The sequence below is a fragment of the Halobacillus litoralis genome, from assembly GCF_020171725.1.
Taxonomy (GTDB): domain Bacteria; phylum Bacillota; class Bacilli; order Bacillales; family Halobacillaceae; genus Halobacillus; species Halobacillus litoralis_F.
Map to the genome: position 1 here is coordinate 73,011 of NZ_JAIVAJ010000005.1, position 20,270 is coordinate 93,280.

The 20,270-nt window shown below is 48.2% G+C and carries 14 protein-coding genes; 6 read left to right on the plus strand and 8 right to left on the minus strand.

Going from position 1 to position 20,270, the window contains the following annotated elements; genetic code table 11:
* Positions 1-252 precede the first annotated feature (252 nt).
* The 7 genes from LCM20_RS10290 to LCM20_RS10320 form a co-directional block, all read right to left on the minus strand.
* Positions 253-2,913: an Ig-like domain-containing protein gene (locus LCM20_RS10290; protein WP_225195371.1), complete on the minus strand. Its 2,661-nt coding sequence runs from the start codon at positions 2,911-2,913 to the stop codon at positions 253-255.
* A 59-nt stretch (positions 2,914-2,972) separates the two neighbouring features.
* Positions 2,973-3,428, minus strand: coding sequence for a hypothetical protein (locus tag LCM20_RS10295; protein ID WP_225195372.1), 456 nt, complete (start codon positions 3,426-3,428; stop codon positions 2,973-2,975).
* Positions 3,429-3,450: 22 nt separating this feature from the next.
* Positions 3,451-4,608, minus strand: a complete 1,158-nt coding sequence (locus tag LCM20_RS10300; RefSeq protein ID WP_225195373.1) for an S-layer homology domain-containing protein — start codon at positions 4,606-4,608, stop codon at positions 3,451-3,453.
* A gap of 436 nt (positions 4,609-5,044) precedes the next feature.
* On the minus strand, positions 5,045-6,424 hold the full coding sequence (locus LCM20_RS10305; protein ID WP_225195374.1) for an O-antigen ligase family protein: 1,380 nt from the start codon (positions 6,422-6,424) through the stop codon (positions 5,045-5,047).
* Positions 6,425-6,450: 26 nt separating this feature from the next.
* The gene (locus LCM20_RS10310; RefSeq protein WP_225195375.1) at positions 6,451-7,566 is read right to left on the minus strand and encodes a glycosyltransferase family 4 protein; all 1,116 of its coding nucleotides are present in this window, start codon (positions 7,564-7,566) and stop codon (positions 6,451-6,453) included.
* Between the two features lie 369 nt (positions 7,567-7,935).
* A complete protein-coding gene (locus LCM20_RS10315; protein WP_225195376.1) occupies positions 7,936-8,649 on the minus strand; it encodes a WecB/TagA/CpsF family glycosyltransferase in 714 nt (237 codons plus the stop codon).
* Complete coding sequence (locus LCM20_RS10320; protein WP_225195377.1) at positions 8,646-9,929, minus strand: nucleotide sugar dehydrogenase; 1,284 nt, start codon at positions 9,927-9,929, stop codon at positions 8,646-8,648. Before LCM20_RS10320 ends, LCM20_RS10315 begins: the two co-directional genes overlap by 4 nt.
* A 468-nt stretch (positions 9,930-10,397) precedes the next feature.
* On the opposite strand from LCM20_RS10320, the gene csaB reads away from it, so the two are divergent.
* From csaB to LCM20_RS10340, 4 genes are all read left to right on the plus strand, one after another.
* On the plus strand, positions 10,398-11,507 hold the full coding sequence (gene csaB, locus LCM20_RS10325) for a polysaccharide pyruvyl transferase CsaB (RefSeq protein WP_225195378.1): 1,110 nt from the start codon (positions 10,398-10,400) through the stop codon (positions 11,505-11,507).
* A 334-nt stretch (positions 11,508-11,841) separates the two neighbouring features.
* Positions 11,842-13,017: a glycosyltransferase family 4 protein gene (locus LCM20_RS10330; protein WP_225195379.1), complete on the plus strand. Its 1,176-nt coding sequence runs from the start codon at positions 11,842-11,844 to the stop codon at positions 13,015-13,017.
* Between the two features lie 51 nt (positions 13,018-13,068).
* Positions 13,069-14,604, plus strand: coding sequence for a murein biosynthesis integral membrane protein MurJ (gene murJ / locus LCM20_RS10335; protein ID WP_225195380.1), 1,536 nt, complete (start codon positions 13,069-13,071; stop codon positions 14,602-14,604).
* 801 nt (positions 14,605-15,405) lie between these two features.
* Positions 15,406-16,914 carry a hypothetical protein gene (locus LCM20_RS10340; protein WP_225195381.1) on the plus strand — a complete coding sequence of 503 codons (1,509 nt, stop codon included), beginning with the start codon at positions 15,406-15,408 and terminating at the stop codon, positions 16,912-16,914.
* A gap of 335 nt (positions 16,915-17,249) precedes the next feature.
* Here LCM20_RS10340 and LCM20_RS10345 read toward each other — a convergent pair whose 3' ends face one another.
* Positions 17,250-17,555 (minus strand): XRE family transcriptional regulator, encoded by a 306-nt coding sequence (locus LCM20_RS10345; protein WP_225195382.1) that lies wholly within the window; start codon positions 17,553-17,555, stop codon positions 17,250-17,252.
* 88 nt (positions 17,556-17,643) lie between these two features.
* On the opposite strand from LCM20_RS10345, the gene LCM20_RS10350 reads away from it, so the two are divergent.
* Together LCM20_RS10350 and LCM20_RS10355 are read left to right on the plus strand one after the other, a co-directional pair.
* A complete protein-coding gene (locus tag LCM20_RS10350; protein WP_225195383.1) occupies positions 17,644-18,363 on the plus strand; it encodes a CBS domain-containing protein in 720 nt (239 codons plus the stop codon).
* Positions 18,356-20,080: an ABC transporter ATP-binding protein gene (locus LCM20_RS10355; RefSeq protein ID WP_225195384.1), complete on the plus strand. Its 1,725-nt coding sequence runs from the start codon at positions 18,356-18,358 to the stop codon at positions 20,078-20,080. Before LCM20_RS10350 ends, LCM20_RS10355 begins: the two co-directional genes overlap by 8 nt.
* Positions 20,081-20,270: the final 190 nt, after the last annotated feature.

Genomic DNA, 20,270 nt, shown 5'->3' on the forward strand with positions numbered 1-20,270 from the left:
CCCTCCATAACTACATTATATTTAAGGGATGAAGTTTCATCAACCATATTCCTACAAATTCCTACGATTCTCTCAATAAAATAGCAGTAATAAATTTATAAGAAGAGAATCCATCACATTTCGTTCCATAGATTCTAGTACATGAAGGATATCACCGTTAGCACTTGGGTTTACAGTATGTACATATACCTTTAATACTTTTTGAGTATAAAAAAGAAGCTCCTAGAAAGGAGCTTCTTTAAATCGAAGATATTACTCTTCTTCCTCAGGTACTGTGATTGTATCTGGGAATACTGCATCGTTTCCTTGCTCGTCTTCAAGGAAGCGGCTAGGATCAAGGTCGATTGTGAAGTCGTTGTTTTCTGCATCATATACATAAACAGTAACTGTTGCACTGTCACCTGAAATTGATGCAATTGTGAATTCGTCTTCATCAAGTTCACTTAGATCATCTACAGTCACGAAAGTATAGCCTTCAACATCTAGGTAGTTACCTAGAGCATCAGCATTTCCTTCTACATCTTCAGTGAAAGTAAGCTCTACAGACTGAACGTTAGTAACGTCTGTATCTTCACGACTGATTTCATCGTCGTCGTTAGCATTACCAAGCTCAGGGCTAACTCCGTCAGCGATTGTTACTTCACCAGAAGCAATCTGAAGGTCGTATGAGTTAGTTGTATCTGGGTCTGCTACGATGGATAGAGTTACGTTATCTACTTCGTGATTGAATTCGTCTTCAAGAACGAAAGTAGCTACTGTATCACCATCATCAAGCTCAGTAGATACTTCTTCAATATCTACATCAACGCCACCGATTTCGAAGTCGAAATCATCAGCTTCAAGATCAACGCGATCGTTGATAGTAACTTCTACAGTATCTGTAGATGTAGCTTCAGCGTCTAGAGAAATATCAGTTGCGTCTGCGATATCTACATCAAACGAGAATTCGTTAGTTGGGTTACCTGCAGCGTCAGCAACACGTGCTACTTCTAGTGTGTCCTCTGAATCAACAGTTAGTCCTTCCTCGTTGTCTGTAGGAATTGTAATTTCAACAGCCTGACGGTTGTCAATTACTTCGATAGATGCTTCAACATCAGACTCATCTAGGTTCACATCATTGATTTGGTACTTATCAAGATCTGCAACACTATATTGTCCTTCTGTAGCCATTTCTTCTGGGAAGTTAACTACAAGTGTGTAAACATCTTCATCATCTGTGTAAAGAGTAGATGTTACATCATCTACATCGATTGCAGTACTATCATCAACGAAGAACTCTTTTGTAGTCTCTTCGATTTCATTACCTGCAAGGTCTTCGATGTCGCTTACTACTACAGCTTTATCTCCAGATAGTTCTTCAGAGAATGTAAGTGTGATTTCGTCACCATCTACAGTTACGTCGTCAACGATATCCTCTTCCTCTTCACCGTCAGCGTCAAGGATTTGGAAATCATCTTCGTCAACGGAATCTGCATCGATATCTTCAGAGAAAGTAAGAGTAGCTTCTGTTTCAGAGTCAGACTCTACTTCTAGAAGTTCAGGAGCAGTTTCATCCACTGTAACTTGTACTTCTTGACGAATAGTAGATTCGTTTAGGTTATCCCATTTGTCAAGGATTGCTTCACCATCAACATACACGTAAGCAGTACCTTCTGGAAGTTCGTTGTCACCAAAGTCAAGAGTAAGCTCGTTACCGTCGACAGTAGCACCGATTTGGTTTCCAGCTTTATCTTCGTCAGTGTCTTCTACAACAGTGTTGCTAGTGTTAGTGTGGTAGAAAGATTCGAAAGTTGCATCATCAGCAATTTCGATATCTTCGTTGAATACTAGAGTTACACTGTTACGTGTAGCATCTTTGTACTCTACTACTTCTGGAGCTTCGTTGTCTTCTTCAACTTCTAGCTCGTAGTCACCGCCGATTAGGCTGAATCCAGCGTAATCTTCAAGTTCGTTATCGATGCTGAAATCAACTGTACCTTCTTCAAAAGTAGAGTAAACTTCAACGTTTGCTTCAGTGTTGTTCTTGACGAATTCTACGTTACGTACGAATAGCGTGTCGTTACCTTGAGAAAGTTCGAAGGAATCTTCAACACTGTCTCCGCCTTCTACAGTAACCCACTCATCGTCTTCATTTTTCTCTACAGCAAGTGGCTCAGAGAATGAAACTTTAACTGTATCGTTACCAATTACAGCAGCTTCATTTACTTCTGGAACTGTTGTATCGAAGAATGAAAGATCTTCTGTTACTGTTTCGCCAAGTACTACATCATCCATTTCAAATGTAGCATCAGTTTGGTTAGGAACATGCTCTTCAAGAGTTAATGTAACTGTGTCACCATCAACAGTAACATCTTCGAAAGAGTAATCTTCGTCATCTTCGTCTTCAAGAGAGTAGTTGTCTGTGTTTGTTAGCTCATCAGTTTCTTCAACTTCAGAAGACAATGTTACTTGAATCTGTTTAAGGTTAAGTACCTCTACAGAATCAACCATAACTTCGCCTGTAGAATCGCTTGGAGCTTCGTACTCGTCCCAAGAATCAACAGTGTCTTCGTCTACTAGGTTATCTTCGTCAGCTGCAAGATCTTCTAGTAGTTCAAGAGTGCTAGTTTCAGGGTTATCTAGTTTAGCAGTAGCTAGAGCGTTGTATGTTACATACACGCCATCACCGATACCTACTGCAGCTACAGAGAAGCTGTCAGAAGTGATTTTGTCGTAAAGATCGCCTTCGCCGTCAAGTAGAGCGCTAGCGTAGTCAGCGTAGCTTACTGTGTAACCTTCGCCGTCGTATGAAAATGCAATTGTTTCAATGTTTTCTGCTGCATCAACAGTTTGTGGTGCAACACCTGCTACTGCTGGTACCGCTAGAGCAGATGCTAGAGCTGCTGATGAAAGAACTTTAAGATTCTTTTTCATTAGTAAATTTCCTCCCTATTTTCAGGTAAATAAGTACTTAATTTATGCCTAAACCATCTCTACTTAATAGAGATAACTTCAGGAACAATTTCGTTACCGGTTTCCCCACCGATAATTGGTTCTCCGCCACCTGTGAATCCTTCTAGAGCCTGGTAGTCCTCTACCGTGCTGTCATCGATAGGATCTTCAGAAAGGTCTGCAAGGATTTCAGTTACTTCATCTCCATCTAAGACGGCTGAAGCGTAATCCATGTAGGTGATGTACTCACCGTTTGAAAGACCTAAAGCGGAAATTTGATTACTTGTAACAAAGTCGTACATATCTCCGTCACCATCCAACATTGCGCTGGAAAGATCAGAGAAACCGACAGCAGCTTGTGTGCCATCGTAGTCGTAAACGACTTCGGTAAATGTGAGTGTCTCCGCTGCATCTACTTGCGTAACTGCAACGGAACCCACAGATGCCAAGGCGGCCATTGGAGCTAGAGTCAAAGCCAATGCTGCACGTTTGTTCATCTGTAAACCACCTTACTATTTATTACTGAACGACTACAGTCGCAGCTTCAAGTTCAGACTGATCGTAGCCAGAAACTTGTAGGTTACGGTAAGAACCTTCGCCTTCTTCGTCTGTTAGTTCGAACATTTCGCCTTGAACGTCAAGCATTACAGAAGCGTCAGAATCCAAGTCTTCACCTGAAAGATCAACTTCTACTGCGAATACGCCAGGTACGATTGTTTGTACTTGGTACTCATCGAAATCAGATAGAGTTCCTAGTTCCATTGTGTCAGCAGGAGGCTCAACAGTACCGCCTACTTGATCACCATCAACCCAAACACCAGCATTGTTAAGCTCTTCTAGTGTATAGCCTGATACTTGAAGGTTAACGAATGCTTCGCGCTCTTCGTCATACTCAAGATCGATTGTATCTTCGCCTACAGAAAGTTGCACTTCAGAATCAGCGTCTGCGCCGATTGCTTCTGGAGAAATTTCTACAGCGTTAATTCCTGGAAGGATTTCTTGTGCAACACCACCAAGAGATTCGAATGTTTCGCCTTCTTGGCCATCTTGCCAGATCATCCATGCTTCATAAAGCATTTTAGAGAAGTCGCCACGCTTGATTTCGTCGCCTACACCGAATGAACCGTCTTCGTAACCGCTAGCGATACCTAGGTCAGCTACTACGTCGATGTATGGGTAAAGAGAAGTTTCACTACGGTCAGTGAAGTCAGACTCTTCAACGCCTTCAGTTTCGAAATCGAAAGCTTCAACGATGATCTTCGCCATTTGCTCACGAGTTAGGTTAAGGTTTGGACCGAATTGTGTCTCAGAATAACCGCTGATTACACCTTCTTCTACAAGTGCGTCAACGAATTGCTCAGCACGTGCAGGTACGTCTGTGAAGTCAAAGTCAACGTCGCCGTCGAATGAGAATTCAGCAGCACCGTAGATCATCTTAGCAGCGTCAACACGCTTAAGAGAATCGCCCGGGCGGAATGTGTCATCCGGGAAGCCACCAATTACGCCCATATCATAAAGAGCGTTGATCGCTTCGTAGTGACGTGTGTCTTCAGAAACGTCTGTGAAGTCGTCTGCAGCTGCAGCGCTTACGGCAGCAGGAGCTAGAGCACCAGCTACTACAGCAGCACCAGCAGATGTTGCAAGAATCTTGTTTAAAGATTTAGGTTGTTTTGCCATTAACCTATTTCCTCCCTTTTTATGTACTTACTTGAAGCACATGATTATATTTAAAGAATCCCCATTATTATCCACAGAAGTGCATGTGCAGAAATATTCTGAGAATAAAGTCTGGGAATCTTCTTTACGTGGGTTAGAAGATTCATAGATTATGAAGTTGTCGTAGTTGTATGTAGTCATGGATGTCCAACGTAATCTATGTCTTAATCTTACAAATTACATTCTACCAAAGTTGAGAACATTTTCAACAAATTTCTCAGTTAAATGACACTACTTTGCACCGTTTTTACGAATTGTAACGAGAATGTAACATGGAAATGCGAAATGCAACAATCTTTTCAGTGTATTCCGCATTTCCGTAATTATTAAACTAACATTGTTACTTTTTTTTTACAACAGATATGGTGCTGAATGAATATTTTGGCATGAGTGCCATCTATGACTTTGGTTCCCTCGTTGTGGCATAACTGAGAATTAATGCTGATATCAGCCAGAACATGATGTTCAACTGAGGAATGAAGATCAGGTTGTTCGCCATATTCTGTCCCAGGTACGTACCGCTTCCGATGAACAATCCGATCAAAAGCACCTGCTTCAGCTGATTGCCACGGTTACGGAAGAACTGTTTACCAAGGTAGATGTAAAAATATAGGTAGATTGCCAAAAAACTCACAATCCCTAGTGTACCTGTTTCGGACGCGACTTTCAAATAGGAATTGTGTACCGAATATAAATCGTGCCCGACATTCAGTTCGGGATACTTTGTTACAAACTCTTTATAATTCTCGTTGTAGTTCCCGATTCCGAGACCGAGGACTGGGTTGTCTCTATACATGTACCACCCTGTTTGCCAAAGAACGGTTCTTGAGACGACCGCTCGGTTTGTTCTGTCCTGGTTCTCTTTTAACGATTGACCTTCTTCAGGTTCTTCTTCAGAAGGTTCTTCCCCTGCTTTAGGAGCATCTGTACTTATAATTTCAAATGGAAGGAACGACTGGATGACGAATACAGCAGATACGGAACGGTTCTGTACGTCCGGCATGCTGAATACGGCTGCGATCAGGATGGCACTTGCAATCAGCATGTGCGGCTTGAATAATTTCTTATAGAACGTTTTCGGAATCATGAAGCTTGCCATGATGATGGCCATTGCCATGATGACCCATGCAGATCGTGTGAACGTCAGGATCTGGTTGAGGACGAAGATTCCGAAAAGCGTAAAGAATAAGATTTGCGTCCAGCGGTTCTTAAAGTAGACGACGGCCAGTAATAATAGTCCTGGTATTAGCATGTTGACGAATCCGCCGTAATAGTTCGGGTTGATCATCGTGGATGGGACGCGTCCCCACGCTTCCGTCAGGGCGTATAGTCCGGCTTTGTTCAAGTTGTAGTCCATGGCGAACTGGAACAGGCCGTAGACTCCCATGATGGTGATGACGGTGGCGAAGGTGAAGCCGAACGCTTTATATTCGCCTTTTGTGAACTTCACTTTAAAGATGATCAGGAACAGGATGGCGTAGGATAGGTACCTGGCCATTTCCATTAAGCCCGGCATAATCGCGACGGCCTGTGTCAGGGAAATGATCATTGCTAAGAAGTGGACGGCGAACAGGATGGCGAACCACCTCGACTTCGCTTCGTTCAGTTCTATTTTTCGTGTAATGAATTCGTACGCGGCAACGACCGTAATGAGCGGGATCAGGAAGATTTCCGCTGATAAGGGGATGGGGCCTATGTACGTTTTAAACGGGACTAACGGGATGATGATCAAATGTAGCAGGACAAGGTAAAAGGTCCAGCTATGGTTTCGTGTCATATTACATACGCTCCTCTTACGTGATTCTATCTGTTGTTCTTCATTAGCTGTTCGTACGTTTCACGGTAAGACGCAGCCAGCTGGGTGAGGGAGAATTTCTCGCTTGCGTGTTTATACAGGCGTTCTCCTTTTTCCTTCAATTCCTGTGGAGACTGTCTCTTCATCTCGACGGCTTCGGTGAAGGCTTCTGCCAACTCGTTTGAATCTTTCGGTCTTACGATCCAGCCGTACATCGGATTCGGGACGAGCTGATCGACTCCCCCGACTTCGGTCGAGATGATTGAACGGTGTTCCTTCGCCGCTTCAAGAAGAGCGAGTGGAAAGCTTTCGCTGAGTGATGCTAAGAGACCGAGGTCTGAGATCTGATAAATTTCATTGATATCGCTGCGGAACCCGAGGAAATGAACGGATGAGTCCAGATCGAGTTTGTTGACTTGATCCATCAATTCCTGTTTGTAAGGACCGTCTCCGACTAACAACACCTTCACATTCGGATGATCGATCTGCTTCAATGCATCGAATACATATTGATGTCCTTTAACCGGATGAAGACGAGCGACCATGGAAATGACGAGCTCATCTTCCGTCAGCCCGAGGTCTGCGCGTGTCAGGGTCTTAGTTTTTGAAGATGGCGTGAAGTCGATGCCGTTGTAAATCGTCGTAATATCGATGGAATGAACACCAAGCTGAACGAGGTGACTTTTGAACCGTTCGGATACGGCAAAGAAATGATCCATTCGTTTATATGTCCATAGGTTGAGCTTTGTGAAAAGTTTGCCCTTGATTCCGCCTTTCATGAAATCAAGTGTCGGGTCAGAGTGCATCGTCGTCACCAGTGGACGTTTAAACGAACGTTTGATTAGGGATGTGAAAAGGTTCGCGCGCGGCCCGTGACTGTGCACGATATCAGCTTTTTCTTCTTTTATAATCTGGGTGAGCTTCTTCGATGCCTGGATATCATAACGACTCTTCTGTTCAAGGAGTCGGACGTCGAGGTTCTGTTTGGCGGCTTCTTCGTACAACTCGCCCTTCTGCATGCAGATCAGAACCATTTCTTCTTTCGGAAACTGAGACAGTAGAGTGATCACATGGTTTTTCGACCCTCCGGTTTCGCCGCCGGAGATGACGTGAATGACTTTCATAGTTTCTCTCTCCCTATTGGTTATTCGTATACCTACCGCTCCCCACCATAAAAAGCACAAAAGACTTGACTTGTGGTCAAGTCTTGAAAGTGTTGAGGTCAGCCATAAGCTTTGAACTCCAGACTATGCGGCCTGTCTTATAAACCTGCGCACAAGTGTGAATCTAGAGCTCTTAGGAGTATGGTTCTGTAACACCGATTGTCGTAAAGTGGGGTGGGAAATGGCGAGACTCCTGTGGGATCAATAGGTCAGGTGAGACCCCGGAATGACCGAAGGGAATGAGGAGGCTCAGCGCCGCCCACGGAAAGCGAGTTATTTCCCACCCCACTTTCCACTCCATATCATACAGAACCTTTACAACACCAAGTCTTACTTGGATTTCATGATGGCGTATAAGAATTTCGGCAGAGCCAGCTGGCGTTTGAAGCGTTTCGGCTCTTTTGCCAGGCGGTAGAGCCACTCTAAACCATTGTTGCGGAAAAACTCTGGTGCGCGCTCGACGTTGCCTGCCCATACGTCGAAGCTTCCGCCGACGCCTTGGAACACTTTTACAGGTAGCTCGTCTTTATGCTCGCGGATCCACAGCTCCTGCTTCGGGCTGCCGAGGGCGACGAAGAGCATGTCCGCTTCCGTGTCCTGGATGTGTTTCACGATTTTTTCGTTGTCCTGTTCGTAGCCGTTTTCGTAGCCGGCGACAATCAGGTTCGGGTGTTCGATTTTCATATTGTCAATCGCTTTTGAAACGACTTCTTCTTTTGCTCCGTAGAAAAAGACGCGAAGTCCTTTCTGTTCGGCAAGGTGAAGCAGGTAGCCCATCATCTCGACGCCAGTGACGCGGGATGTGATGTGACCGCCTTTCAGCTTGGAGGCGAGAAGGACGCCGACGCCGTCCGGGATTTGGAAGGTGGAGCCGTTGATGAGGCCTCTCAGGGTCTCATCGCTTTGGCTCTTCATGATCTTCTCAGGGTTGACGGCGATGACGGTCGACTGCTCGCCTTCTTCTATGCGCTGAGTGATTTCTTTGACGACTTGTTTATACGTTAAAGGCGCCACGTCGACGCCTAGATAGGTTTCTTTCCTCATCGTTCGATCGCCTTCAGTCCGCTCAAGTTGCCGATCGGATAGATGGTTGTGCCGCCTTTCGCTTCAGGCAGGCAGTTGCGTGTATCGAAGACGATTGGTGTTTTCATATATTCTTCGAAAAGCGCCGTGTCCATTTCCTTGTAATGGTTGTGGTCAGCAAGCACAAGCGCAACGTCTGCGTTGTCCAAGGCCTCTTCAAGGCTGTTCAGCTTAAGAGGAACCTGTTTTTCTTTTACATAAGGATCCTGACAGAACACTTGATAGTCCTTGTTACTGTTGATCAGTTGGAAGACGATGTCGATCGCCGGGCTTTCGCGCACGTCGTCTACGTTTCCTTTGTAAGTCAGTCCGAGAACAGCGACTTTCGGGTTGGAGATGTTTTCGGTCAGCTTGTCCACCTGTTCGACCACGAAGTCGGGCATGGAATCGTTGATTTCACGTGCGGCCTGCATAAGTGGCGTGACGTCCTTCGCTTTTTCAATGATGAAGTAAGGATCGACTGCGATGCAGTGACCGCCGACGCCTGGTCCCGGGTGGTGAAGGTTCACACGCGGGTGCATGTTCGCCAGATGAATGACGTCGTGTGCATTGACATCAAGCTTCTCTGCGATTTTAGCCAGTTCGTTGGCAAGCGCGATGTTAACGTCGCGGAACGTGTTCTCCATCAGTTTCGCCATTTCTGCTGTCAGGGCCGTCGTTTCGTGGATGTCACCTTTGACGACGAGACGGTAGACGTCTGCCGCTTTCGCTGCTGCCGTTTCTGTGTATCCACCGACGATTCTCGTGTTTTCGATCAGCTCTGTCATGATCTTTCCTGGGATTACACGCTCCGGGCAGTGGGAAAGATAAAGATCATCGTTCTCAAGGTCCCATCCTGCTTTGGTTAGAATGGGCGCCACGTTGTCATAGATCGTACGTGGTGGGATGGTCGATTCGACGATGATGGTATCGCCTTTTTTCACATACGGAAGAATGCTTTCTGTCGCTTGTTCAACGTAGGTTACGTTCGCTGAGTGGTCTTCATAGACGGGCGTCGGCACCGCAATGATGAACACATCCGCTTCTACAGGCTTCGTGTCCGCTTTGATCTTGCCGGCCTGCACCGCCTGCTTCACGACTTCCGGTAAGCCAGGCTCTTCAATATGAATCTCACCTTTGTTCAATGTTTCGACGACATCAGGGTTCACGTCGACGCCGTGAACGTCGTATCCGGCTTGAGCGAAAATACCGGATGTCGGGAGTCCGATGTATCCGAGTCCGATCACACAAATTTTGGTCATATTTATCCTACTTTCTCTACTGTAGTTAATCTATTCTCTTTGTCAGAGTAAGGGAATCTGCTTTGTTAGTAAGTATTACAATCTTTCCTTGAAAGTCAGCTGTTTAAGCTATGACGTTGATACGATCGTGGGAATTTCATTATAGTAAAATGAAATAAGATGCACGACGTTTTTCATTATAATATAAGTCATTTGGTAAATCCATGTATTCTATCGGTCGTTTTTTGAATGGTTCTGTCGTTCAAATACTTGTTCTGACGAATGGTCAGGTTTATGGGGGTCTTTGGTAACGGGAAAATTCACCAGGTGTCTCTTTTCCTTAGTATTCTACATTGGCTCCTGGGCATTCGGGAATAGTAGGCTTGTTTTATTACAAGAATGAGACAACTCTAGGGGATGGATTCCTTTTTAAAGTGTGTAATGCTATGATGAATTTTGAATGATTTTTTACAGATAAGGAAGATGTATATGAAGATTGTCGTTTCCGGCTTCTATGGACTTGGGAATACTGGTGATGAGGCCATTTTAGATTCGATTATTGATAATTTACGATCAGAGCTTGATGACCCTGAGATTACGGTCTTCTCCCTTTCGCCGGAGGAAACGGCGAAGCAGCACGGGGTGAAGAGCGTGTACCGGGGCTGGCGTCAGCAGTTCAAAGAGAAGGTGCGTGCCTTGAAAGAAGCGGACCTGCTTGTCAGTGGCGGAGGCGGATTGTTGCAGGATACATATCCGACGCGCATTATATTCGGTCCGCTTCCCTACTATTTATTGATTGTGTTCCTGGCGAAGCTTGTCGGGACAAAAGTCATGTTTTTTTCACAAGGAATCGGTCCGGTCAATACGAAGTACGGGAAGTTCCTGATGAAGGTGTTTGCGAATATGGCGGATTATGTGACGGTCCGTGATCAGTATTCGCTAGATCTGTTAAGAAAATTGGGTGTAAAGCGTCCGGGCGGCGAGGTGACGGCGGATATTGTGTTCGGTTACCAGCCGAAGGACGATGATACGGCGATCCAATCACTTGATCTGACGGGTGAGGAGAAGCTTGTCGGGGTCAGTGTCCGTCCTTGGTTCGGATCTCAACAGTACAAACAGGAAATGGCCAAGCTGTTGGATGAACTGATCGAAGCGCGCGGCGTAACGCCTGTGTTTGTTCCGATGGAAGGCCATCATGACGAAACGGTTTCCATCGAAGTGCGCGACTTGATGAAGCACGGCGATAAGACGAAGCTACTCGCGAAGGACCTGACGCCGAACCAGTATCTTCAATTCATGAAGCACTGCGACATGGTCATCGGCATGCGCCTCCACTCGCTCATCTTCTCCTCCATCATGGGCACGCCATTCTGCGCGATCAGCTATGATAAAAAGGTCGAGAACTTAGCCAAAATGACCGGCATGTGGAACTACTCCACCGTCCTCGAAAACTTCACAGCCGAAACCCTGAAAGACTCCGCCCTCGAAGTCCTTGACCAACGCGATGAATTAACAGTCGGTCTCGTGAAAGCCCAAGGCGAATTAAGAAAAGAAGCGATTCGTAATGTGGAGATTTTGAAGGAGAAGTTTGTGAAGTGATTTTGAGTGGTTCGTTTTTAGTAGAAAAGATTGATGATTCCCCTTTAAAGCAGTGGGGGTCAGGCAAAATAAAACACATAGATTGATCGTTTCCTAAAGGTGAAGCCTGGACGGCATTCTATTTGAAATTGGGTGGTTCCGTTCCTCCACCTATAGATAAGGTGGGAAGGGGAACGGTGAGACTCCTGCGGGATGCACGGACCTCGGTGAGATCCCCGAAGACGAAGTCTGAGGTAGCTCACCGTCCGCCGCGGAAAGCGATCCGTTCCCCTTCCCGCCTTTCTCTCATTTGAGTGAACGGAATCTCCCTATTTAATGTTAAGGAGTGACGATTATGCGAATTATGATAACAACCATTTTCGACTACCCACACACTGGTGGGCTGTCGACGCACGTAGCAACATTAAAAGCAGGTCTTGAGGAGCGCGGCCATGAAGTCGACGTCGTTTCCTTCAGCGACCTGCCGAAAGTAAAACGCGACATGTCACGCGCACCAAGTTTCCTCATTAATAAACTGTCTCAAGGAAAAGGCATCCTCGTTGGACACAAGCTCCGCCAGGAATTCATGGCCGACTTGATCCAGCAGAAGGCACGCGAGAAAGCGTATGACATCATCAACGCGCAAGACGTCTACGCCTCCCTCGCTTCCTTCCCTTGCAAGCTGCCGGTCGTTTCAACGGTTCATGGCTACCTTGCTTACGAGGCGATCAGCCGCGGAGCTGTGAAGCCTGAGAGCAGTGAAGCGAAGAAGATGCAGGCGCTTGAGAAGCAAGTCTATAAGACGACGCGACGCGCGATTACGGTCGATCAGCGCATCAAGGATTACATCCGCGACCTTGCAGGTGTCGAGGGCGAGCGCATTTACAACTTCATCAACGTTGACCAGTTCCAGCCTCAAGTGGACCGCCGTGCCGAGCTTCGTGCTCAGTACGCATTCAACGAAGACGATGTGCTGTTGTTCATCCCACGCCGCATGACGCGTAAGAACGGGGTTATTTTCCCAGCGAAGGCCCTTCCGTTGATTCGGGAAAAATATCCGAACACCCGCCTTGTGTATGCGGGCTCCGGTGAGGAGGAGCAGCATATCAAGGATATTGCGAGGGAGCACGGTGTCGAGGATCATGTTCACCTGCTCGGTAACATCCCGCACGATGTGATGAAGGATTACTACGCCATGAGTAATATGACGTTGATTCCGTCGATCCACTCTGAGGGGGTTGAGGAAGCGACTTCGATTTCTGCGCTTGAGGGCATGGGCGCCGGGGTTCCGGTTGTGGCGAGTGCTGTCGGTGGCTTGAAGGAGATCATCATTCCGGAGAAGACGGGTATGCTTGTTGAGGAGCAGAGTCCCGAGGCGATCCGTGATGCGGTCGTTCATATTATCGAGAATCCGGAGCGCGGTGAAGCCATGGCGCACCAAGCTCGTGAATTGATCGAGGAGAACTACTCCCACCATGCGGCTGCGGAGAAGTTCGAGGCGATTTATAAGGATGCATTGACGAACTTTTAATTAGGAAGCCTGACTCTTCGTGGGTCAGGCTTTGTGCATGGGGTGTTTTGAATGGGACGTTTGAAACAGGCGGCGATATGGATTACGTTGTTGTCGCTATTGTTAAAGATCATGGGGTTTCTGCGTGAGAGTGCTGTTGCGTGGAAATTCGGGGCAAGTGAGATTACGGACGGCTTCTTCCTGGCGTTTGCGTTTGTAACGCTGACGGTCACGATGGTGGCGAACGGCTTTAATGCGGTCTTCCTTCCGGAGTACTTGAAGCACAGGCGCGCAAATGAAGAAAATACGGACAAGGCCGAGCGCGATGCATCGGGTGTCTTGAACTATACGTTCCTGCTGTTCGTGACGCTGTCGATTGTGCTTTATGTGACGGCGGACTGGTTTGTGCCGCTCATTTACCCAGGTATGTCAGCGGCGACGGCGGATGTCGCGGTTGAAATTACGAAAGTGTTCTTCTTATTTATGTCGGTGATTGCATTAAGCGGCATGCTGGAGTCTTATTTGCAGGCGCTCCGGATTTTTGTGCCGACGCAGGTGTCGAAGCTGAGTGGAACATTGTTTGCTGTTATTTTTATTTTCTTATTCGGAGATGCGTGGGGCATTTACAGTGTCGCTTACGGATTTGTGTTCGGGACGTTCCTCGGGGCATGTATCCAGTTCTACTACTTAGTGCGAGGCGGATTCCGCTGGCGTCCGACGTTGAATATGGACAAGCGGTTCTTGAAGACGTTCCTGCTGCTTCTGGCACCGGCACTGCTTCACTCGTCGGTCGGGCACGTGAATGTGTTCGTCGACAAGGCGTTTGCGGCCGGGTTATCCGGAGCTGCGGTCACGTATTTGAATAACGCCTCCCTCTTGATGAGTATTCCGAGTACGATTTTTGCGACGACGTTTGTGGCGATCATCTTCACGCTGTTATCGGAGCGCGCGGATGATCAAAAGCAGTTCCAAAATACGTTGTTCCTCGGCTATCAAATGGGCGTCATGGTGCTTCTGCCGATTGCGGTCGGCGTGTTCTTAGTCGGAGAATCGATTCTTTCATTTATATATGAGCGCGGCGAATTCACCGCGGCCGACACATCCGCCGTCTATGATGCGCTGAAGTTCTACGTCCCGATCATCGTGACGCAGGGACTTTTAACGATTTCGGTAAAAGCGATGTACGCAAACGGCAATGCGAAGAAGATTCTGATGGTCAGCTCGACGACGATCATCGTGAACGTCGTCCTGAACTGGCTGCTGATCGACCCGCTCGGTTACCCGGGTCTCGCGCTTTCCAGTGCGCTCGTGTCGGTCTACTACTTCACAGGCATTACGCTCGTTCTGTACCGCGGCTATGAAAAATCAGAGTTCATCAAGCTTGTGGCGATGTTCGGCCGCGTCCTGCTTCCGACCGCCTTGATGGGTATCGTCGTCTGGCTTCTCCAGCAGTGGAACGTGATCGACTCGCTCTACTCGCTTTGGAAGCTCGCGATTATCGTACCGATTGCAGGAATCGTCTACGCAGGCGCCACGTTTGTGTTCTACCGTGAAGGATTCAGACGTATGGTTGATCTGCTGATGAAAAAAGGATCGGCGAATTCTTGATTTTTGGTGGTTAGTGATTAGTCATCGTATGGGGTAAGGGAGGGCGTAGTCAGTTTTATGAATTCTCACTACATCTATAAGGTAGACCTGCCCCCTTTCGATTACTTCTTTATCGTAAAATAAGGTGGCAATGAACAGTTGAATTTGTGAGATAGGAAACTCTTTTACTTCTTACATGATAAGAGGTTCAGCCTTGTGCTCGTAGAGGTGTTGGAGAAACGGGGAGACTCCTGCGGGATTAAACGGACAATGGTGAGATCCCCGAAGACGAAGTCGAGATAGCTCGCCGTCCGCCGTGGAAAGCGAGTCGTTTCTCCAACACCTCTTCTCTCAACTTGAAGAACCGATTAGTTTTTTGTACACCTAAAAAGGCGACAGGAGAACCTGCCGCCTTTTTTATATAAGTTAAGTCTGAAGATGTTGAATCATCCGATCGATGACATCTTGAGATGATAATAATTCTGATCGTTCAGTCTGCGAAATAATCGACTCCATTAACTCCTTCAACTGTTCTTGTTTATCCATGTACCCACCTTTTCTTTTTTATAGATTATTTACTATCAATTTTCGATAAAATACGAAATTTTGCGACGGTGTTATATGTAATGTTGGTCGTGTCATGTGCAGAGATCGAGAATTGTGTACTAAATTGAATCTATTCTACCATATAATTTCAAATATTGTTAAGGTTTTTTCATATTTTATGTCAATTCATGGCATGTCCGTGCATGATTGTGACTAACGAGAAGCGCACATTTTGTGGTAAACTGGAAAAAGATGATGTTGTGAGGAGGAAAGGCTTTGAAACAGCGATTGATTGCGCTCGGCATTGTAATCACCATTATAGGTATCGGGGTCTTCAGTTTCTGGTCATTCCTCGATGCACAGCAGTTTGAAGAGAATACGGAACGAACCATCGAATCCGAAGCCTACACCCTTTCCGGGGATGGTCTCCGATTTGCGAAGATCGATGAAAAAGAGAAGGGTTGGACGGCAGCGACGGACATCGTCCGCTCGTATGATGTGTACATAACGAACGACAAGGCGGGCGTGTTGACGGTGACGGAACGGACGCTGGCCAACGAGGCGGAGCTGATTTTCGCCGAATGGAACAATCCGACGCAGGGGGCTGCGAAGGTCCAAATCGAACTCGCCACCCGTCCTCATTCCAGGACGAGCGTTCAATCGTTCGATACGCTCGATATTGAGCGCGAGCACGACGGTACATATGGTGTGGATCCTACCACACAGCCAGAGGGCATCGTTCGACTTTTTCAAGAAAAAGAGTTGGTGCAGTCGTATTATGTCGGGAAGTCGTATCGTTCGGAGGTGCTGACGTCGGGCGATAGTGTGCTTCGTCGGTTCCTGGATGAGTACGAGCAGGCGGGACTGACGCTCGGGCTTGTGAGTCGCGGCGAGGATGTCGCGGAGTCGTGGGCGCTGACGGATGATGTGCTGATGCGGAATCCGGCTGAGCTTGAGAGCTGGTCTGAGTACGTGCAGCAGAATTATTTGATGTCGCAAAAGTGGCTGACGCCGGCGGGAGCTTATGTGAAGCTGCCGTGGTCGATTGAGCCCGGGACGAAGATGGGCTACGGACGGAATGTCGGCTTGATCCGCAATGAGGAAGCGCTCGAGCGTTACCGCAGGACGGAGGAGCCTTTGTTTGAGGCGCTTGTGCTGAATTCGGTGACAATGGCGGAGGCGTATCAAGATGAAAAAGGAACGGAGCTTTGGCCGACGGAATATACGAGTACGTGGCTGAAGAAGCCTTACGGGGTGACGGCTCCTTACGTGGATACGCGTCACAATGAGAAGCTCGGATTGTTCTTGCGTGAAGCGGCCGAGGTATTCGACCTGCCTGAGGTGAAGGAACTGAATGTCGGCTATGCCGAGTATTTGGTCAAGCAGATGGCTGAGGGGAATACAATCGAGGTCGGCGAGCATCAGCTCATATCGGATTACCCTGGTATCGAAGGGAAAAAGAAGCCGCACACGTCGTTGAATCATGCCCTTGGCGAAGCGTATTATCTGCTGTCGGTGTATGAGCAGACGGGTCGTGAGGAGTTTTTGGAGACGGCCTATGAAATTCGACAGGCGATTGAGGCGATCGGGACGGACTGGATCCGCGACAACGGAGACTTGTGGTATCAGGTAAACGAGGATCTGACGTTCAGCGGGAATGATTATCCGCGTCTTACGTATGTGGACTTGGTTATGAACCAGAATGCCTGGTCACGGACGGAATATGGTCGGAGCGATGTGTTTGCTGAGTTGTTGGATAGTAAGAAAGAGTATATGGAGCGTTGATCACTGTCTTATGGGCAGTGGTCTTTTTTTGTTGAGTTAGGGGTTGAGCGGGGATTCTGTGGTTTGGGCGCGATTTCTCTGTCTCGGGCGCGATTTTACCGGTTCGAGCGCGACTTTCTCAATTCGGGCGCGACTTTCTCGGTTCGAGCGCGGTTTTCCCAGTACGGGCGCGATTTTCTCGGTTCGGGCGCGACTTTCCCGCTTCGAGCGCGACTTTCTCGATTCGAGCGCGATTTTACCGGTTCGAGCGCGACTGGGCTCTAGCTGATCGCGCATAGACCCCCTCAATCAGTAAAGGCGAAGCCCATGTGCTGGACTCCGCCTCTAAAGACATTCTACTCTTTCCCCTGTCTCCATTTTTCAAATTGTATATAATCACGCAGCCAGTCTTTCGAAATCCCTGCTTCTTTCGCGGACCTTGCGAGTTCGATCCATTCTTCGTCGGTTTCTCCGTACAGGAGAGTGAGGATGGAGACGTCGAGTTCGCTTGCGATCTTTTCGAGGAACTGGATCGATGGGTTGGTTTTGACGTTTCGTTCGATCGAGCTGAGGTAGGATTTGGCGACTTCCGCTCTTGATGCAAGTTCTGATAGCGATAATTGTCGTTCTTGTCTATATTGTTTGATGCGTGTTCCGAGCATGCGATCACCTTCTTTCCTTACAAGTGTAGCATATTGATGTGTAGCACGGCACAAGTCAGATATAATAAGAAGAAAAGGAGTGAAGCTTATGGCTGATGTTGTAGAACGGTTCGAGGTGGCGTTCAACCAAATTCACCAGCACTTGAAAGAATTGAATGGATTTCCGAAGAACGATAACTTCGTCGAGCTGTTGCAGCATTCGAAGAACAAGCACAGCGTCATTCGGGTCTATTTTGACAAGTTGAAGCAGTATGCGAAGCTCAGGAATGCGATTGTTCATGAGCGGATTGATGAGGAGTACTACATTGCGACGCCTCACCTCGATGTCGTGGAGGATTTGGAGCGTATTAAACGAACGCTTGACCAACCGCCGAAAGCGCTCGATTTCGCGACGAGGCCTGTTTTATTTTTCAAAAGTGACACGGATCTTGCCCACATTATCGAGGCGTTCGACAAGCATCCAGTTTCCCAGTTTCCGATTTACGGGGATCAGTTCGAGTTCAAAGGGCTCCTGACCAACGACGTCATCGTCAGCTGGATGTCGCGGACGCATCAGGATGGAGCGGTTCAGATCGACGGGATGAAAAGTATGGACGTGCTTCAGGAGGACCGGAATCCGAACATCCAGTTTCTGAAGGCGGACCGGACGGTATATGATCTCGAGGAGCGTTTCGAGCATAGTCTTGAAAAAAATGAGAAGCTGAAAGCCGTCATTTTGACTGAGTCCGGGGATGCGAATGAAGCGCCCGTCGGCATCGTAACGACATGGGATTTGATCAAAGTGGACAGGAGGGATCCGGATGAGTGATGAAAAGCGTAATGTGCGGCAGTTCCTCTCCTTCATCAAAGGAGGCATGCCTGCCAAGTGGCTGATTGCCGTCGCGCTCGTTTTAAGCCTGATCGAGACGGCGACTGCCCTCGTCATCCCCCTTTTCACACGGGACCTTGTCGATCAGCTGTCGAGCGGCGGCTTGAGTGGAGGAGTCATCGTCTTCCTCGCCGCGACCTTCATTGTCCAGACGGTGTCGAGCGGCTTCTCCTACTACATCCTCGCCTACATCGGCGAATCAATTGTCGCGTTCATCCGCCGGCAGCTGTGGGAGAACATTCTCCGCCTGCCTGTTCATTACTTCGATGAGCACGAATCCGGCGAAACGATGAGCCGCATTACGCAGGACACTAATACGGTAAAAGCACTGCTGTCGAATCACCTCGTCTCTTTTTTAACCGGAATCATATCCATCGTCGGGGCGATCGTCATCCTGCTTACGATCGACTGGCAGATGACCGTGATCATGCTTGTCGCCGTGCCGGTTTCGTTCCTGATCGCGATTCCGCTCGGACGCATCATGTACCGCATCTCGAAGAAAATGCAGGATGAAATGGCTGGATTCAGCGCCAACTTAGGGCGCGTCCTATCCGAGATCCGCCTCGTCAAAGCATCAAACGCCGAGGCCGCAGAAGAACGGAAAGGATCGCACGGCATACGCGAACTCTTTACATACGGACTGAAGGAAGCCAGAATCCAAGCCATCATCTCGCCACTCATGACGACCCTGATCATGCTCGTACTCGTCGTCCTGATCGGCTACGGCGGCGTCCGCGTCGCATCCGGCGCCCTATCAGCCGGATCGCTCGTCGCCATCATCATCTACATGTTCCAAATCGTCGTCCCGTTCAGCCAGATGGCCACCTTCATGACCGCCTTCCAGAAAGCTATGGGCGCAACCGAACGCATCCAGTACCTGCTCGACCGCGACACCGAAGCCAATGACCAACCCCATTCTTTTGAAAAAGGAGGACTCCGCTTCGACGACGTGTCCTTCGGTTATCAGGCAGACGCACCGATTCTGCACAGTGTGTCGTTTGACGTGAACCCGGGCGAGACCGTTGCCTTCGTCGGACCAAGCGGCGCCGGCAAGACGACGATCTTCTCCCTGATTGAACGGTTCTACTCGCCCTCTGGCGGAAGCATCACAGCAGCGGGTAAGCCGCTTGAGGAGATCAGCCTGAGAGAATGGCGGCAGTCAATCGGCTATGTGTCGCAGGAAAGCCCCGTCATGGCCGGCAGCATCCGCGAGAACATCGTCTACGGCCTCGATCAGGACATTTCCGAACTCCAGATGGAAGCCGCCTTGAAGCAAGCGAACGCCCATGAATTCGTCATGGCCCTGTCGGACGGACTCGATACGACCGTCGGAGAGCGCGGAGTGAAATTATCCGGCGGACAGCGCCAGCGCATTGCCATCGCCCGCGCGTTGCTTCGAGACCCGGCCATCCTTTTATTAGATGAAGCGACGTCGAACTTGGATTCCGAATCCGAAGCCGCCGTCCAGGACGCACTACGGACGCTGATGCAAGGCCGCACCACCTTCATCATCGCCCACCGTCTATCGACGGTCGTCGAAGCCGACAAAATGATCGTCATCGAAAAAGGCCGCGTCACAGGCCAAGGCCCCCACGCCGAACTCTATCAAACGAATCCGACGTATCAACAACTCGTGAACCAGCAGATGATTTCCTAAAACGGTCGAGAGCACAGTGCTCTCGACTACTTTTTTGCTTTTCAAGAATCGAAAGTGTTGTGAGAACCTTATCTCAACCTTTTTGATGTCATTTCATTCTCAAAAAGGTTGAGAGAGAGCGTATCAAGTCTGTTTTGCTGCTTCCTCATGTTATATACGACGGGTTCTGTCTCCTCTTTCGGGCGTGCAT

Coding starts and splice junctions, on each gene's coding strand:
- LCM20_RS10330 (WP_225195379.1), top strand. CDS start 11,842: ATGCGAATTATGATAACAACCATTTTCGACTACCCACACACTGGTGGG.
- LCM20_RS10345 (WP_225195382.1), bottom strand. CDS start 17,555: ATGCTCGGAACACGCATCAAACAATATAGACAAGAACGACAATTATCG.
- LCM20_RS10355 (WP_225195384.1), top strand. CDS start 18,356: ATGAGTGATGAAAAGCGTAATGTGCGGCAGTTCCTCTCCTTCATCAAA.
- LCM20_RS10295 (WP_225195372.1), bottom strand. CDS start 3,428: ATGAACAAACGTGCAGCATTGGCTTTGACTCTAGCTCCAATGGCCGCC.
- LCM20_RS10350 (WP_225195383.1), top strand. CDS start 17,644: ATGGCTGATGTTGTAGAACGGTTCGAGGTGGCGTTCAACCAAATTCAC.
- murJ (WP_225195380.1), top strand. CDS start 13,069: ATGGGACGTTTGAAACAGGCGGCGATATGGATTACGTTGTTGTCGCTA.
- LCM20_RS10290 (WP_225195371.1), bottom strand. CDS start 2,913: ATGAAAAAGAATCTTAAAGTTCTTTCATCAGCAGCTCTAGCATCTGCT.
- LCM20_RS10315 (WP_225195376.1), bottom strand. CDS start 8,649: ATGAGGAAAGAAACCTATCTAGGCGTCGACGTGGCGCCTTTAACGTAT.
- LCM20_RS10300 (WP_225195373.1), bottom strand. CDS start 4,608: ATGGCAAAACAACCTAAATCTTTAAACAAGATTCTTGCAACATCTGCT.
- csaB (WP_225195378.1), top strand. CDS start 10,398: ATGAAGATTGTCGTTTCCGGCTTCTATGGACTTGGGAATACTGGTGAT.
- LCM20_RS10305 (WP_225195374.1), bottom strand. CDS start 6,424: ATGACACGAAACCATAGCTGGACCTTTTACCTTGTCCTGCTACATTTG.
- LCM20_RS10310 (WP_225195375.1), bottom strand. CDS start 7,566: ATGAAAGTCATTCACGTCATCTCCGGCGGCGAAACCGGAGGGTCGAAA.
- LCM20_RS10320 (WP_225195377.1), bottom strand. CDS start 9,929: ATGACCAAAATTTGTGTGATCGGACTCGGATACATCGGACTCCCGACA.